The sequence below is a fragment of the Pseudocnuella soli genome (assembly GCF_004347775.1).
Classification (GTDB): Bacteria; Bacteroidota; Bacteroidia; order Chitinophagales; family Chitinophagaceae; genus Flavisolibacter; species Flavisolibacter aquaticus.
The window spans coordinates 4,751,225-4,763,179 of the sequence record NZ_CP037755.1 but is presented as its reverse complement, the minus strand read 5'-3'; the positions used below and the strand labels follow the sequence as shown (position 1 = coordinate 4,763,179).

The 11,955-nt window shown below is 50.4% G+C and carries 11 protein-coding genes; 5 read left to right on the top strand and 6 right to left on the bottom strand.

Annotated features, from left to right (window positions below; all coding sequences use genetic code 11):
* Positions 1-259: 259 nt before the first annotated feature.
* From EPD17_RS19630 to EPD17_RS19605, 6 genes are all read right to left on the bottom strand, one after another.
* Positions 260-1,006 (bottom strand): DUF4114 domain-containing protein, encoded by a 747-nt coding sequence (locus EPD17_RS19630; protein ID WP_132056135.1) that lies wholly within the window; start codon positions 1,004-1,006, stop codon positions 260-262.
* 290 nt (positions 1,007-1,296) lie between these two features.
* Positions 1,297-2,376: a response regulator gene (locus EPD17_RS19625; protein ID WP_114236361.1), complete on the bottom strand. Its 1,080-nt coding sequence runs from the start codon at positions 2,374-2,376 to the stop codon at positions 1,297-1,299.
* On the bottom strand, positions 2,351-3,934 hold the full coding sequence (locus tag EPD17_RS19620) for a sensor histidine kinase (protein WP_240040687.1): 1,584 nt from the start codon (positions 3,932-3,934) through the stop codon (positions 2,351-2,353). The genes EPD17_RS19625 and EPD17_RS19620 overlap by 26 nt, the downstream gene beginning before the upstream one ends.
* 273 nt (positions 3,935-4,207) lie before the next feature.
* Positions 4,208-4,588 (bottom strand): hypothetical protein, encoded by a 381-nt coding sequence (locus tag EPD17_RS19615; RefSeq protein WP_132056134.1) that lies wholly within the window; start codon positions 4,586-4,588, stop codon positions 4,208-4,210.
* 159 nt (positions 4,589-4,747) lie between these two features.
* Positions 4,748-5,488: a DUF542 domain-containing protein gene (locus tag EPD17_RS19610; RefSeq protein WP_165929676.1), complete on the bottom strand. Its 741-nt coding sequence runs from the start codon at positions 5,486-5,488 to the stop codon at positions 4,748-4,750.
* The gene (locus tag EPD17_RS19605; protein ID WP_114236364.1) at positions 5,469-5,960 is read right to left on the bottom strand and encodes an RrF2 family transcriptional regulator; all 492 of its coding nucleotides are present in this window, start codon (positions 5,958-5,960) and stop codon (positions 5,469-5,471) included. The genes EPD17_RS19610 and EPD17_RS19605 overlap by 20 nt, the downstream gene beginning before the upstream one ends.
* Before the next feature lie 269 nt (positions 5,961-6,229).
* On the opposite strand from EPD17_RS19605, the gene EPD17_RS19600 reads away from it, so the two are divergent.
* The 5 genes from EPD17_RS19600 (at position 6,230) to nosD (ending at position 11,862) form a co-directional block, all read left to right on the top strand.
* Positions 6,230-6,700, top strand: a complete 471-nt coding sequence (locus tag EPD17_RS19600) for a c-type cytochrome (RefSeq protein WP_132056132.1) — start codon at positions 6,230-6,232, stop codon at positions 6,698-6,700.
* A 97-nt stretch (positions 6,701-6,797) separates the two neighbouring features.
* Positions 6,798-8,807 (top strand): Sec-dependent nitrous-oxide reductase, encoded by a 2,010-nt coding sequence (gene nosZ, locus EPD17_RS19595; protein ID WP_132056131.1) that lies wholly within the window; start codon positions 6,798-6,800, stop codon positions 8,805-8,807.
* A 117-nt stretch (positions 8,808-8,924) separates the two neighbouring features.
* The gene (locus EPD17_RS19590) at positions 8,925-9,485 is read left to right on the top strand and encodes a fasciclin domain-containing protein (protein ID WP_132056130.1); all 561 of its coding nucleotides are present in this window, start codon (positions 8,925-8,927) and stop codon (positions 9,483-9,485) included.
* A gap of 100 nt (positions 9,486-9,585) precedes the next feature.
* Entirely contained in the window at positions 9,586-10,620 is a 1,035-nt protein-coding gene (locus EPD17_RS19585) for a nitrous oxide reductase accessory protein NosL (RefSeq protein WP_132056129.1), read from the top strand.
* 9 nt (positions 10,621-10,629) lie between these two features.
* Positions 10,630-11,862, top strand: coding sequence for a nitrous oxide reductase family maturation protein NosD (gene nosD, locus EPD17_RS19580; protein ID WP_132056128.1), 1,233 nt, complete (start codon positions 10,630-10,632; stop codon positions 11,860-11,862).
* Positions 11,863-11,955: the final 93 nt, after the last annotated feature.

Below are 11,955 nucleotides of genomic sequence, written 5' to 3'. Positions count from 1 at the left end.
GCCCCCGGGGGTGACGCATGTTATCTTTTGGTAAGATAATCGTCAAGCCAAAAAATAAGCAGGTTCAGCAGGGGCCAATGCAGCTAAAATGCAGTTTCAGAGAAAGTTGCTCATTTTGCTGAAAACCGCTGCCGGTGAGGGTTTCGGCTTTTATTTAGTTGTAAAATAAAAAAGGCAGGCCCCCAGTTTGTAGCAACAAAATCCGGTGGCCTGCCCTTAATATTTTTTAGCACAAAAATTACTCCTTGTGCACTGCAGCTTACAGCTTCACAACAGTGGCATACAACACCACGTCGTTAAAATCGTGGTCACAATCTTCGCGGGTACGGTCCATGTCTTCAAAGCCAATCAGCACTTTGTTTTCCGCCGGGTAGTTGATGAGCACGGTGTGCTTTTTCAGGTTCGGGTCCACTTCAGGGTTCAAAATATCATTGGCGCAAAAATGCACTGCGTCTTTATTGATGGTTTTTGTGGTGGGGTTCCAGGCATTTTGCATCAGCACAAAACCCACTGAAGTGCCCGGCTCAAAGCGGCCGATTTTTACCTTGTCGCCCGACTGCAACGGCGTTTGGTAGCCGGCATTAGGGAAAATGTAGGTAATGTCCTTTATGTCCTTGGGGCTTTTGGGCGGCTGGTTGCTGGGGTAGGTGTAAAATGCAATGGTGTTGTAGTTGGAAATAGTACCATGGCTCACAAAAGTGAGGAAGATGTCAGACTGCTGCGTTACCGCGATGTCTTCAAAAGATTTGCTCTTGAGCAGTTCGGGGTTGGAGGTGCGCATGTCCTTGTTTTCGGGCAGCGAGCCGGTGATCAGGTTGCTTACAGCCGGCGAAATCTGGTCTTTGGGCAACAGGTTGTCGGGTTTGCCTTTGTCGTCGTGTCCACCCAGGCTTTTGTACGTGGTGGAGGTAAACTGAACGGGGCGGGTTACGGCATTGTCTTCTTTTTCGCAGGCAGTCAGCACAAAAATCGCAGCACACAATGAGAGCAGGTTAGTCGCTTTCATAAATAGGGGGTGTTTTTTACAATAAAAATGAATTAGTTCAGATCAGTGCGGCAAGGTAATGCGTTATATGAAACAATTACCTGATACAGCACAGGTGGTTTTGGTTATAGGAAGTGGGGCTGGCTTTGAAGGGATATGGGGCTTAGCAAATGGGATGGACTAACCTTCCCGCTAAAAGTTTAAAAGGGAAGGCCAAAAGCCCTCCCTTTTTTTATGCGATATAATTGAGGAGCGGCTTTACAGATGAGCTGCAAAATCTTTGCCACCCCGGCAACTGGGTTTGTATTTGCTTAGTACAACAGGTTTTTAAGCTTGTTGGTATCGCTCACCACAATCTTTCCGTTGCGGATATCGATCAGTTTTTCCGATTTAAAATCCGACAGCGTACGAATCAGCGATTCGGTGGCGGTACCTACATACTGGGCAATTTCTTCCCGGGAAATTTCGATGGGGTTGATGGGAGTAGCCGGGTTGGTGTTGGTGCCTGCAGCATTGAACTTGCCGTTGATGTCCACCAGCGCTTTGGCCACCCTTTTGCGCAGCGAAGAATAAGCCAGGCTCAGCAGGCGTTCCTCTTTTTCCTTTACGTTTTGGGTAATGATGCGGATAAACTTGGCGGCAATGTTCACATCGCTGTAGATCATCGACAAAAAGTCTTCCCGCGGAATCTGCATCAGTTCGGCATCTTCAATCACAATGGCGGTATCGTCGTAGTTCTTGTCTTCAATCAGGGCACTGTAGCCTACAAAATCGCCAGCGCTGTACAGGTCGGTAATGTATTCCTTGCCGTCTTCGTGGGTTTTGTATGCTTTTACCTTGCCGCTTACCAGGTAGTACAAAAAGCGGGGCCGCTTGCCTTCGGCATAGAGGTTTTGCTTTTTGGCATATTGCTCCACGGCATATTGCTCCGAAAGCTGCTTCAGCATGCCGGTGTCCTTAATGTCCCGCACAAACTGGGTCAAACCCTGTGGTGTGGGCGCATATTTGGTTTCCAGCACGTCCACCTTTTTCAGGCGCACCTCAATGGCATTGAGCAGTTCTATATCTTCAAATGGCTTGGTTACATAGTCGTCGGCGCCCATTTCCATGCCTTTCCGAAAATCGCTCCGTTCGGTTTTGGCCGTCAGGAAAATAAAAGGAATGTTCTGGGTGTCGGGGTTTTTGCGCAGCAGGTGCAGCACACCGTATCCGTCCAGTTCGGGCATCATGATGTCGCAAACGATCAGCGATGGTTTTTCCCGAACCGCTACATCCACGCCCTGTTTGCCGTTGGCAGCCGTAAGTGTTCGGTAGCCGGCCAGGTCCAGGATCTCTGCGGTATTTTCCCTGAGGTCGTTGTTGTCATCAATTACCAAAATAGTCTTTGCCATCAGCGTTGTGGTTTATAGGAAAAGTCAGGGTAATGGTTGTGCCCTGGTTTAATATACTCTGCAAATGTAGCGTACCCTGCAACATATCGGCGTAGCGTTTCACAATATGGAGCCCCAGGCCGGTGCCCTGGATGTTGAGGGCATTTTTGCCGCGGAAAAATGTAGTGAACAGGTGTTTCTGGTCTTCTTCGGAAATGCCGATGCCGCGGTCGGTAACCGATATCCTTGCTTCGCCGGCCGCCACATTGCTGCGCACCATTACGGTGGCGTTAGCATCGGAAAATTTAAGCGCATTGGAAATCAGGTTGATCAGGATGTTTTTGAGCAGCTTGCGGTCGCTTTCCACATCGTTGGGGCCATCGTGGTGGTATTCAATGTGCTGGCCTTCTTTCAGCAGGCCCTTCATGTCTTCCACCGTTTCGCCAATGGCGTCGCTGAGGTGAAACGGCAGGAACACGGCGCCGATCTTTCCTTCGTCGAGCTTGCCCAGCGACAGGAAATCTTCCAGCAGGTCGTTGAGGTGTTTTACCGAATCGCGGATGCGGTTGATGTGCTTGTCGCGGTTGGGTTGCTGCTCCGAGGTGGTGTATTTTGCCAGCAGCGAAGCCGACGACAGCACCGCGCTGAGCGGCGTACGAAACTCGTGGGAAGCCATTGATACAAAACGGCCTTTTATTTCGTTGAGCTGGCGTTCTTTGTCCAGCGCTTCGCTCAGTTCTTCCTGCGACTGCTCGAGGCGCTGCAGGGCTTCTTTTAAAATAACGGTGCGTTCTTCCACCTTGGCTTCCAGCTCGGCGTTGAGGCGGCGAATGTCGTTGGTTACTTTTTCCAGTTGCTGCTGCTGCTTCAGCATGCTTTGCTCAATTTCCTTGCGGTGGGTAATGTCCACAATAAAAGCAATCACATATTGCTCGTTTTGCTGCTTGTAGGCACTGAGGCTTACCTCCACTGGAAACGAGCTGCCGTCCTGCTTTTGTCCATACAGGTCGCGGCCCGAGCCCATAGTGCGGTTTTGCGGTTCCTGGTAAAAACCTTCGCGCAGCTGCGAGTGGCCTGCGCGGTAGCGTTTGGGCAGCAGCACTTCCACGGGTTTGCCCAACAGCTCTTTGGGCTCGTAGGCAAACATGCGCAGCGCCGATGGGTTGGCCAGGATAATCAGGCCCCGGTTGTCGGTTACCAAAATGCCTTCGGTGGCATTTTCAAAAAGCGATGTCATGTGCGATTTATCGAACTGCATGCGCCGGATCAGGGATTTAATGTATAAAACAATAAGGGTGGTGAACAACACCAGCACCAGCATAAAATAAAACTCCATCCACACCCGTGTGATGTCGATATGGTCCTGGTTGAAAGCCATAAAAGCCAGCAGCACCGCGCAGCTAACCACAGCGGCAACAATGGTGGCACCTTTCGATTGCACAAAAACGGACAGGAAAATAACCACCAAGAGGCCACTCAGTGTAATGGTATAACCGGGATAAAAATAGCTGAGGGCAATGGTGCCTGCAAAAACAAGCAGTGCATACACCGTTGCCTGCCTGCTGGATAGTTGTGGCATGCTGTATCCTGAAAATTTTCAGTGGTCCGATGGGTTGCCAACGGGCAATCGTTCCGGTGGTTGAATCAGTTTCTGTGGGCGAATTTATTCTAATTTCCGCTAACCGGGGCTTTAGGGTTAAGCGTAAAGGTTCTGGTTGTTCTGCCAGGTATTAAAGGCTTCGCTTTAGAGTTTTGTTTTAACGCAAATAAAAACACAGCGATTACCAAACGGGCAGTATATGCAGTGGTTTTGAACAGACCGTTTGAAAGGAAATGTACCGCGTTAGTGCAGTCAATTAAAGATGGTGTAAAAAAGTGCCGGTGCCACCAGCACCCACAGCGGGATCAGGATCCAGATGCGGCCTTGCGTAATGTCGTAGTCGGCGGCAATCTGGCGCCAGCTTTTGCCCTGTTTTAATCCCATGCCGGTTTCCAGCAGCAGCGTCATTACCAGCCACAACAGGCCTGCCAGCCAGGCTTTACTTATATTTTCGGGCGGAAATTTTTGTATGGCCCAACCGATGTACAGCGCAAAAAATAAGATGAGGGTAATGGTGGAAAGGCGGTGGGCAGCCGCTTCGCCCAGGCGTTTTTTATAACCCAGGTCGCGGAGGGCGCCGTTGTCAATGGCGATGAATAACATGGGAAACCAAAGCAGGAAGTAGGTAAGCATATAATTGCTTTAATGCAGTGAACCGTTATTCCATTCTATCGGCGATTGATTTGATTACATGAGTTTGATCATAACTCCTTTTATGTTCAGGAGATGCCGAATGGAGTTCGGGATGACAGCTTCCTAACGTGTAGCTTTTATCCGGTGTATTAAAAGACCTCACACTTCCAAAAGTTCCCGTTCCATTTGCAGCACCTTTGGATAAAGCAAATTATTTTCCAGGTGCTTGTGCACTTTCAAGTTGTCGTCCAGCTCTTTAAACTTCTGGTAAATCACCTGCTGGCTCACACAGCTGTCCGGGCTGAAGTAGTACCCGTTGGTAACAGTGCGCAGATGCGACTGCAGCGCTGCAATCCGTTTATGATCGGCCGCTACCTGCTGGCCCAGCGGTCGGCCCAGTGCCCGCACAAACAAGGAGCCGTAGGTTTCCCTGCGTTTATGGGTGCTGATGATTTGTTTGAGGTAGGGGAAAATGGAATCTTCCTCCTGCTGGTTGTGGTCGGCCAGTTCGGCGGCCAGGTCGTTGAACACGTCTTCTACTTCGCGGAGCTGCGGAAAAGTTTGGCGGTGGTTGTGCACAAAACCCCGCAGCATGTTGCGCAGCAGGGGCAGTTCGCGTTTGAGGTAGGCGTGGTGCACATGCACCAGGTAGTCCACCAAAAAATCCAGCGGCCAATCGGCGGCGGCCTTTATCTCCGGCGACAATAAATTGTCGGCCAGCAAATCCAGTTCCTGCTGCACCTCCTGCGGGTCGGCACCGTTCTGGGCACAGGCATCGGCCAGTGGCACGTTGCCGCTGCAGCAATAATCAATGCCCCATTTTTTAAAAACATCCGCCGCACGGTAGTCTTTCCGCACTATGGCCGATACGGTGGGTATGTCAAGCATCGTGTTCGTCATGGTTCGTAATTTTTTGAAGCAGGCCATCCAATTCTTCGGTGGCAATGCTTCGGATAAATGCTTCGCGGTCGCCAATCATCAGGTCCGAAACCAGGGTGCCCATCATCATGTGCTGCAGGTTGTTTTTGATATCCATTACCTGGTGGTGCAGCGGGCAGGGGTTAACGGCATTGCAGGCATGCAGGCGCAGCACACAATTATTAAAGGTGCCCAGCCCGTCGGTTAATTCAATCAGCTTCAGCAACGGGGTTTGCAGCGTGGCCGCCGCCAGCGCAAAGCCGCCATACGGGCCTTTTACCGATTGCAGCAAACCTTCTTTTACCATGCGGTTGAGGATCTTGCCCAAAAAATGCCGGGGTACGCCCAATTTTTCGGATATCTCATCCACCTGCACCCGCCGCCCCTCCGACTGTGCCAACGCTACATATAAAATGCCCCGCAAGGCGTAACCAAATGATTTGGAAAATAGCATGGTGTTTTCGTTTCTGTGGCTTGCCGGCCTGCTGTATACTTTTTAAATAAAACAGCAGGTTTGGCCTGCCGCGTTGTGTTTATCAAAGGCTTTTTATTAAAAAAAAAATCCGCCCAAGATAAGGCTCGAAACTACCGATGCCGTGTTTTTCAGGGCATGATCAAAGTCAACAATTTCGTTGACAACCCTCACCGAACAGGGCAGGGGGCGGGGTTACTTTTGAGCATTAAAAGACATTGACGTCTTTTTTAAAAGTCGCACCACCAAACATGAACAAAACAAGATTTTCCAGAGGAGCCTTATTTACCGCCCTGGCAGCAGCTATACTGCTCTGGGCCTGTGGCAGCAACAATGCCGCACCAGCCGACGACACCGCTGCCGCCACCGAAACAGAAACACCAGCCGCTTCGGGTTTTGCCATTGAAGAAGTGCAGGTAAACAGCCCGCTCAATGCGGAGTGGGTGGCCGCGGGCAAAAGCATGTACGAAATGAAATGCCAGAGCTGCCACAAGCTGACCGACGAAAAACTGGTAGGCCCCGGCTGGAAAGACATCACGAAACGCCGCACACCAGGCTGGATTGTAGCCATGACCACCAACCCTGATGAAATGCTGCAAAAAGACCCTGATGCGCAAAAGCTGCTGGAAGAGTGCCTGGTGAAAATGCCCAATCAAAATGTATCGAAAGACGAAGCCCTGCACCTGCTTGAATTTATGCGCCAGAACGACGGCGCCAAATAAAAGGACAGCTGCTTCTTTCAAATAAAAAATCACGTTCAAACACAACCGAAAATACCACAGGTCAACTCCAATTTTTTCCACACAAACAAGTGCAAATATGAAACGCTTCACAAACCGATTGTTCCTTGCCACGGCAGCTGCGGCCACCCTGTTGGGCGGCTTGCATAGCTGCAAACCAAAAGGCGGGGCCACCTCCACAGCCAGCGCCGATGCAGCTTCCAAAGTGTATGTTGCACCGGGCAAATACGATGAATTTTACAACATAGTTTCCGGCGGCTTCAATGGCCAGATCGGCGTATACGGCATTCCTTCGGGACGCCTGCTGCGCATTGTGCCCGTGTTTTCGGTAAGCACCGAAAGCGGCTATGGCTTTTCCGAAGAAACCAAACCGCTGCTCAATACATCGCATGGCGAAGTGCCCTGGGATGACCTGCACCACATAGCCCTATCGCAAACCAATGGCGAACACGACGGCCGCTGGGCATTTGCCAACGGCAACAACACACCACGCCTGGCCCGTATCGACCTCACTACTTTCCGCACCTCGGAAATACTGGAGATCCCGAACAGCGCCGGTAACCACGCCTCGCCGTTTATTACCCAAAACTCGGAGTACATCGTAGCCGCCACCCGTTTCAGCGTGCCGCTGGATGACCAGAATGGCGACGTGCCCATCAACACGTACAAAGACAATTTCAAAGGGTCCATTTCCTTTGTTTCCATCAACCAGCAGTCGGGTGAAATGAACATTGCGTTCCAGATCCGCACTCCGGGACTCAACTTCGACCTGTCGCGTGCCGGTAAAGGCAAATCGCATGGCTGGTTCTTCTTTAGCTGCTACAACTCCGAAAAAGCCAACACCCTGCTAGAAGTAAACGCTTCGGCCCGGGACAAAGACTTTGTGATGGCAGTAAACTGGAAAAAAGCAGAGGAGTATGTAAAAGCCGGCCGTGCTAAAAAACAGGCGGTGAACTATGCACACAATGTGTACGACGAAAACACCCACACTGCTACTTCAACCATGAAGAAAGAAGTGCTGGTGCTGGATCCCACCGAGTTTCCCGACCTGCTCTACATGATCCCATGCCCCAAGAGCCCGCACGGAACCGACACCGATCCTACCGGCGAGTACATTGTTGCTTCGGGTAAACTGGCCGCTACCATCCCTGTATTTTCTTTTACCAAAATGCAGGAAGCCATTGCCAACAAATCATTTGAAGGCAACTACGACGGCATCCCCGTGTTGAAATACGACGCAGTGCTGCATGGCGAAGTTCAGAAACCAGGCCTCGGACCTTTGCACACCGAGTTTGACGGCCGCGGTAATGCCTACACTTCGATGTTCGTTTCGTCGGAGATTGTAAAATGGGACATCAAAACCCTGAAAGTGCTGGACCGCGTTCCTACTTACTATTCTATTGGTCACCTGTCGGTACCGGGCGGCCCCACCACCAAGCCTCACGGCAAATACATGGTAGCGTATAACAAAATTACCAAAGACCGTTACCTGCCCACCGGCCCCGAACTGACCCAAAGCGCACAGCTGTACGACATCAGCGGTGAAAAAATGAAGCTCCTGCTTGATTTCCCCACCACCGGTGAGCCACACTATGCCGAAGCACTTCCGGCCGCTTTAATCAAAGACAAACAACGGAAAATTTTCAAAATCGAAGAAAACACCCATCCGTTTGCAGCCAAAGGCGAAGGGCAGGCCAAAGTGGAGCGCAAAGGCAACCAGGTGCATGTGTGGATGACTGCCATCCGTTCGCACCTCACACCGGATAACATTGAAGGCATTAAAGTGGGCGACGAGGTTTATTTCCACGTAACCAACCTGGAGCAGGATTGGGATGTGCCCCATGGCTTTGCTATCAAAGGCGCCAACACTGCGGAGATTTTGGTAATGCCCGGCGAAACACAAACCCTGAAGTGGAAAGCAGAAAAAGTGGGCATCTTCCCATTCTATTGCACCGACTTCTGCTCGGCACTGCACCAGGAAATGCAAGGCTACCTGAGGGTATCGCCTGCAGGCTCCAGCGTGGCGCTGCACTTCAGCACCGGCACCAACAAAGCCGCCCCTGCCGATACATCAGCAGTTAAACCTTAAATAAAATAAGAGTCCGGAAAGACGGTAAAGACCCAATAGCATATTTAGTAAAAAGCAAAGTCTTTTACCACTTGCCGGACTCTATTTCCTAACATCAACTTGCCAAAACAAATGATTATGAAACGCATTGTTCACCTTGCTTTTACCGCACTGATCGCCGCAAGTATTTCGGCTTGTGGCAACGGTGCTGCCGAAACTGCAACAGCATCAGACAATACCGAAGCTGCATCCCTCGGCGGGCAGTCGGCGGTGCAGGACGATGAATCGGCAAAAGACGTGGTGAAAGTTGCCGCGGCATCGCCCGACCACACAACGCTGGTGGCTGCAGTAAAGCAGGCCGAGCTGGTAGATGTGCTGAGCAACGCCGGACCTTTTACCGTATTTGCCCCCACCAATGCTGCATTTGAAAAAGTGCCCAAAGCAACGCTAGATGCACTGATGAAAGATGATAAAAAAGCAGACCTGCAAGACATACTCCAATACCATGTGTATGTAGGCATCATCAAACCTGAAATGTTGCAGGATGGCCAAACACTGAACCAGGTGAATGGCGGCAATATTACTATCTCGAAAAAAGACGGCAAGACCGTGATCAACGGCACTGCAACGGTGGTTGCATCAGTGCCCGCATCGAATGGAATCATTCATGTAATCGACGGCGTGCTGTTGCCCCAATAGTCCGAAGTCGGAAGTCTGAAGACCGAAGTCGGAAGAAAGTTCTGGTTAATCTTCTTCGGACTTCGGACATCGGTCTTCCAACTTTCTAAAACGATTCGATATGAACAAGATCAGCCCCTTCAACCGTATGGCATTGGTAGCAGCTTCGCTGTTGCTGATCCTAACTTATTTTTTACCCGTTTGGGAAATTACCCTCATGGCCCCGCAATATCCCGAAGGGCTGAGCATGCAGATCTGGTTGAACCAGCTTACCGGCCAGGTGGAGATCATCAATGGCCTCAACCACTACATCGGCATGAAGCATATTAAAGTGGAAATGTTCCCCGAGTTTACCTACCTCGTTTACGTGGTAGGCGCATTTATTGTATTGGGGTTGCTGGTAGCCGCACTGGGCCGCCTCAAAGCCCTGCTGGCTTACGTTATTTTATTGCTGGCCGGCGGCGTGGCAGCAATGGTCGATTTCTGGATGTGGGGATACGATTACGGCCACAATCTCGATCCAACCGCAGCCATACAGGTGCCCGGTTTTAGCTACCAGCCACCACTCATCGGCCATAAAAAACTGCTGAATTTCGACGCTTATTCTTACCCCGATTCGGGCGGTTGGGTGATCGTGGTAGCAGGTTTGATCTTTATTACCGTGCTGGTGCTGGAATGGCGCCGTGGAAAAAAATTAAAAACATCATCGATGCTGAAAGGAACCGTTGCTTCAACCAAAAGTTTTGCAGCGCTGCTGATGCTGGCCTTTGTGTTGCCGGCCTGCCAAAGCGGTCCGCAGCCGTTTGCCATTGGCAAGGACGGTTGTCATTTTTGCAAAATGACCCTCATGACCGCGCAGTTTGGCGGCGAGCTCATCACCAAAAAAGGCAAGGTGTTTAAGTTTGATGACCTGCATTGCATGAAAGGATTTTTAAAAGCCGGCGAGGTGCCGCAATCCGACATTGCACAGGTGCTCACCACCGATTACGCCAACAAAGATCAATTCGTGTCAGTAGAAGCGGCCCACTTTGTTCAGGGCGGTGCATTGCGCAGCCCAATGGGCAGCAACACTGCTGGCTTTGCCACTAAAGAAGCGGCTGATGCTGCTGCGGCACAAAGCGGCGGCAAAGCGGTTGACTGGAACGGCCTCCAATAATTTTTCGGCATGAAAGTACTCCTGACCATATTATTTTTTGCACTGGGCCTACAGGCACAAAGCCGCACACTTATCGTGGGCAAAGGCCAGCAATATGCCATCATCAGGCAGGCGGTGGCAGCAGCCGCTGCCGGCGATACAGTGCTGGTAAAAAACGGGCTGTATTATATCAATAACATTGTGGTGACCAAGCCGCTCACCATTATTGGCGAAGGCTGGCCGCTGCTGCATGGCGATGATAAATACGAGACCTTTACCCTCAGTGGTGACCGTATTACGGTGAAAGGTTTCCAGTTCACCAATTCAGGCTATTCGGCCATGAACGATTATGCAGCCATCAAGGTGATTGATGCCACCAATGTAACCATCGAAGGCAATCGTTTTTTCAAAACATATTTCGGGGTGCATGTGGCCAACACGCGGCATTCAACCGTTCGGGGCAATTACTTTTTTGGCTTAACCAAAACAGAAAATACCACCGGCAACGGCATCCATCTGTGGAAGTGCAACAACATGCTGGTAGAAGGCAACGAAGTGCATGGCCACCGCGATGGTATTTACTTTGAATTTGTAAGCCACTCGCTGATCCGTAAAAATAAGAGCGAAGGCAACCTGCGCTACGGGCTGCACTTTATGTTCTCCAACGACGATACCTATATATCCAATACGTTTCAAAACAACGGTGCTGGTGTAGCTGTAATGTATTCGAAAAAAGTAACGATGCTGCACAACCAATTTGTCAACAACTGGGGCCCTGCAGCATATGGCCTGCTGCTGAAAGACATCAACGACAGCCGCATTGAAGGCAACCGTTTTTTTAAAAACACCGTAGGCATACTGATGGAAGGCACCAGCCGCATACAGGCCACCAGCAACAGTTTTGAAGAAAACGGCTGGGCCGCAAAAGTATCGGCCAGCTGTATGGACAATGCATTTAACCGCAACAATTTTCACCGCAATACATTCGACATCAGCACCAATGGGTCGCTGGTGCTGAACGACTTTAACCAGAACTATTGGGATAAATATGAAGGCTACGACCGCAACCGCGATGGCGTGGGCGATGTGCCGTATCATCCTGTTAGTATGTATGCCGCCATCATTGAAACAAACCCCAATGCACTGATGCTGCTGCGGTCGTTTATGGTGGCGCTTTTGGAAAAAGCCGAAAAAGCTTTGCCCAGCCTCACACCTGAAAACTTAAGGGATGAACGGCCACTTTTAAAAGCATTGAAGTTGTAGCACAATTAGTAAAAATTAAAAGTAAAAAGGCAAAAAGCGGCAAGATGAAACACCACGTTTTTGACTTTTAAATGTTGCCTTTTGACATAAAAA

Bases quoted from the DNA above. Each gene is read 5' to 3' on its own strand.
- EPD17_RS19630 (WP_132056135.1), bottom strand. From the start codon at position 1,006: ATGAAAGCGACTAACCTGCTCTCATTGTGTGCTGCGATTTTTGTGCTG.
- EPD17_RS19625 (WP_114236361.1), bottom strand. From the start codon at position 2,376: ATGGCAAAGACTATTTTGGTAATTGATGACAACAACGACCTCAGGGAA.
- EPD17_RS19620 (WP_240040687.1), bottom strand. From the start codon at position 3,934: ATGCCACAACTATCCAGCAGGCAGGCAACGGTGTATGCACTGCTTGTT.
- EPD17_RS19615 (WP_132056134.1), bottom strand. From the start codon at position 4,588: ATGCTTACCTACTTCCTGCTTTGGTTTCCCATGTTATTCATCGCCATT.
- EPD17_RS19610 (WP_165929676.1), bottom strand. From the start codon at position 5,488: ATGACGAACACGATGCTTGACATACCCACCGTATCGGCCATAGTGCGG.
- EPD17_RS19605 (WP_114236364.1), bottom strand. From the start codon at position 5,960: ATGCTATTTTCCAAATCATTTGGTTACGCCTTGCGGGGCATTTTATAT.
- EPD17_RS19600 (WP_132056132.1), top strand. From the start codon at position 6,230: ATGAACAAAACAAGATTTTCCAGAGGAGCCTTATTTACCGCCCTGGCA.
- nosZ (WP_132056131.1), top strand. From the start codon at position 6,798: ATGAAACGCTTCACAAACCGATTGTTCCTTGCCACGGCAGCTGCGGCC.
- EPD17_RS19590 (WP_132056130.1), top strand. From the start codon at position 8,925: ATGAAACGCATTGTTCACCTTGCTTTTACCGCACTGATCGCCGCAAGT.
- EPD17_RS19585 (WP_132056129.1), top strand. From the start codon at position 9,586: ATGAACAAGATCAGCCCCTTCAACCGTATGGCATTGGTAGCAGCTTCG.
- nosD (WP_132056128.1), top strand. From the start codon at position 10,630: ATGAAAGTACTCCTGACCATATTATTTTTTGCACTGGGCCTACAGGCA.